Origin of the sequence: Stenotrophomonas pictorum JCM 9942, from assembly GCF_001310775.1 — a bacterium.
Classification (GTDB): Bacteria; Pseudomonadota; Gammaproteobacteria; order Xanthomonadales; family Xanthomonadaceae; genus Stenotrophomonas; species Stenotrophomonas pictorum.
The window spans coordinates 1-3001 of the sequence record NZ_BAZI01000319.1 but is presented as its reverse complement, the minus strand read 5'-3'; the positions used below and the strand labels follow the sequence as shown (position 1 = coordinate 3001).

General features: G+C 68.2%; 3 protein-coding genes. All 3 read left to right on the top strand.

Annotated features, from left to right (window positions below; all coding sequences use genetic code 11):
• A partial coding sequence (gene kdpB, locus JCM9942_RS13015; RefSeq protein WP_054660187.1) for a potassium-transporting ATPase subunit KdpB occupies positions 1–1615 on the top strand: 1615 nt, incomplete at its 5' end.
• Positions 1612–2259, top strand: coding sequence for a potassium-transporting ATPase subunit KdpC (kdpC, locus tag JCM9942_RS13010; protein ID WP_054660185.1), 648 nt, complete (start codon positions 1612–1614; stop codon positions 2257–2259). The genes kdpB and kdpC, both read left to right, overlap by 4 nt.
• On the top strand, positions 2256–3001 hold a 746-nt coding region (locus JCM9942_RS13005), incomplete at its 3' end, for a histidine kinase (protein ID WP_484600237.1). The genes kdpC and JCM9942_RS13005, both read left to right, overlap by 4 nt.

Sequence of the window (3001 nt, the reverse complement as noted above, 5' to 3'; positions counted from 1 at the left end):
CGGCGAGATCGTGCGCGGCCTGGCCACCATCAACGAGGCCGCGGTCACCGGCGAATCGGCTCCGGTGCTGCGCGAGGCCGACACCGACCGCTCCGGCGTGATCGGCGGCACCAAGGTGCTGTCCGACGAGATCGTGGTGCGCATCAGCGCCGAACCGGGCCACAGCTTCCTCGATCGCATGATCGCGCTGGTGGAAGGTGCCAACCGGCAGAAGACGCCGAACGAAATCGCGCTGACCCTGTTGCTGGCGGCGATGTCGCTGACCTTCCTGGTGGTGGTGGCGACGCTGCCGGCGATTGCGGGCTTTGTTGGCGTCAAGGTCGATCCGCTGCTGCTGATCGCCTTGCTGGTGTGCCTGATACCGACCACCATCGGCGGCCTGCTGCCGGCCATCGGTATCGCCGGCATGAACCGTGCGCTGCAGGCCAATGTGCTGGCCAAATCCGGCAAGGCGGTGGAAGTGGCCGGCGACGTGGACGTGCTGCTGCTCGACAAGACCGGCACCATCACCTACGGCGACCGTCAGGCCACGCACTTCCATCCGCTGGCCGGCATCGACGCAGCGCAGCTGCGTGAGGCATCGCTGCTGTCGTCCCTGGCCGACCCGACGCCGGAAGGCAAATCCATCGTGCGTCTGGCGCGCGAGCAGGCCTGCACCACCGCCGAGCCGGAAAAAGCGGAGTACCTGTCTTTCACCGCGCAAACACGCATGTCCGGTGTCGACCTCGACAACGGCCGCAGCATCCGCAAGGGCGCTGCCGATGCCATCACCGCGCATGTGCTGGCACTGGGTGGCACGGTGCCGAACGAGCTGCAGGCGCGGGTGGACCAGGTTGCCCGTGGCGGCGCCACGCCGCTGGTGGTCAGCGAAGGCCGGCATGTGCTCGGCGTGGTGGAGCTGGCTGACGTGGTCAAGCACGGCATGCGCGAGAAGTTCGCCCAGCTGCGGGCAATGGGCATCCGCACGGTGATGATCACCGGCGACAACCCGCTCACGGCCGCCGCCATCGCCGCCGAAGCCGGCGTCGATGACTACATCGCCCAGGCAAGGCCAGAGGACAAGCTGGCGCGCATCCGTGCCGAGCAGGCCGGCGGCCGGCTGGTGGCGATGGTCGGCGATGGCACCAACGACGCGCCGGCGCTGGCCCAGGCCGACATCGGCCTGGCGATGAACTCCGGCACGCAGGCGGCCAAGGAGGCCGGCAACATGGTCGATCTGGATTCGGACCCGGCCAAGCTGCTGGCGGTGGTGGAAGTGGGCAAGCAGCAGCTGATCACCCGCGGTGCGCTGACCACCTTCTCGCTGGCCAATGACGTCTCCAAGTACTTCGCGATCCTGCCGGCGCTGTTCGCCGCCAGCATTCCGTCGATGGCGGCCTTGAACGTGATGCAGCTGTCGAGCCCGCGCAACGCGGTGCTGGCGGCGCTGATTTTCAATGCCTTGGTGATTCCGGCCCTGATTCCGCTGGCCCTGCGTGGCGTGCGCTTCCGTCCGGCCACCGCCACCGCGCTGCTGCGGCGGAACATGCTGGTGTACGGACTGGGCGGCGTGCTGCTGCCGTTTGCGGCCATCAAGGCCATCGACCTTCTGCTTGCTCTGGTATTTGGCGCATGAACACCTCCAACACTTCTTCCCGTCGTACCGGCGACCCGCTGTGGCGGCCGGCCATTGGTCTGTCCCTGTTCGGCCTGCTCGGCACCGGCCTGGTCTATGCGACGCTGGCGACCGGCATCTCCGGCTCACTGTTTCCTGCGCAGGCCGATGGCAGCCTGATCCGCGATGCCGACGGCCAGGTGCGTGGCTCGCTGTATCTGGCGCAGCCATTCGTCGGCGATGGCTATTTCCAGACCCGTCCTTCGGCGGCCAACTACGACCCGATGGCGGCGGCCGGCAGCAATATGGCGCGCAGCAATCCGGACCTGGTCAAGCGCGTAGGCGAAACCACTGCTGCCATCGCCGCCCGCGAGAAGATCGACCCGGCCACGGTGCCGGCCGATCTGGTCACGCAGTCGGCCAGCGGACTGGATCCGGAGCTGTCACCGGCTGCGGTGCAGGTGCAGGTGGCACGTGTGGCCCGCACGCGCGGCTGGCCTGAAGCGCGGGTGCAGACGCTGGTGGCTGTACACACACAGAACCGCCAATGGGGCGTGTTCGGCCAGCCGCGTATCAACATCGTCGCCCTCAACCGGGCGCTGGATCAGGCCGCGTATGCGCCTGATGCGGGCCGCGCCTGCAACAGCGCACAATCGCGGCCATGAACGACTCCCGCAGCCGCCAGGCCGATGCCCTGGCCGAGGCCCTGCAACGTGACGCCGGTGGCAAGCTCACCGTCTTCCTCGGCGCCGCGCCGGGCGTGGGCAAGACCTTCCGCATGCTCACCCGCGCCCAGGAACAGCTGCGGCGCGGCGTGGACGTGGTGGCGGCCGTGGTGGAAACCCATGGCCGCAGCGATACCGCCGCCCTGCTCGACGGTCTGCCGCGCATCGCCCTGCGTACGCTGGACTACCACGGCCATCAGCTGCAGGAGCTGGATCTGGACGCGGTGCTGGCGCGCAAGCCGGCACTGGTGCTGGTCGACGAGCTGGCCCATCGCAACGCTCCCGGTAGTCGTCACGAACGTCGCTGGCAGGATGTGATGGAGCTGCTCGATGCCGGCATCGACGTGTGGACCACGATCAACATCCAGCATCTGGAAAGCCTCAACGATGTGGTGATGCGCATCACCGGCGTGCGCGTGGGCGAGACCGTGCCCGACGTGGTGTTCGATCGTCTGCATGACATCGTGCTGGTCGACCTGCCACCACGCGAGCTGATCGAACGCCTGCAGCAGGGCAAGGTCTACGTTCCCGAACAGGCGGCGCAGGCGCTGCAGGCCTTCTTCTCACCGGCCAACCTCACCGCGCTGCGCGAACTGGCGATGCAGGAAGCGGCCGACCGCGTCGACAGCAGCCTGCGCGAGACCCGCGCCGCACGCGGCGAAGGCAATCTGCCGCTGCGGCG

Bases quoted from the DNA above. Each gene is read 5' to 3' on its own strand.
- kdpC (WP_054660185.1), top strand. From the start codon at position 1,612: ATGAACACCTCCAACACTTCTTCCCGTCGTACCGGCGACCCGCTGTGG.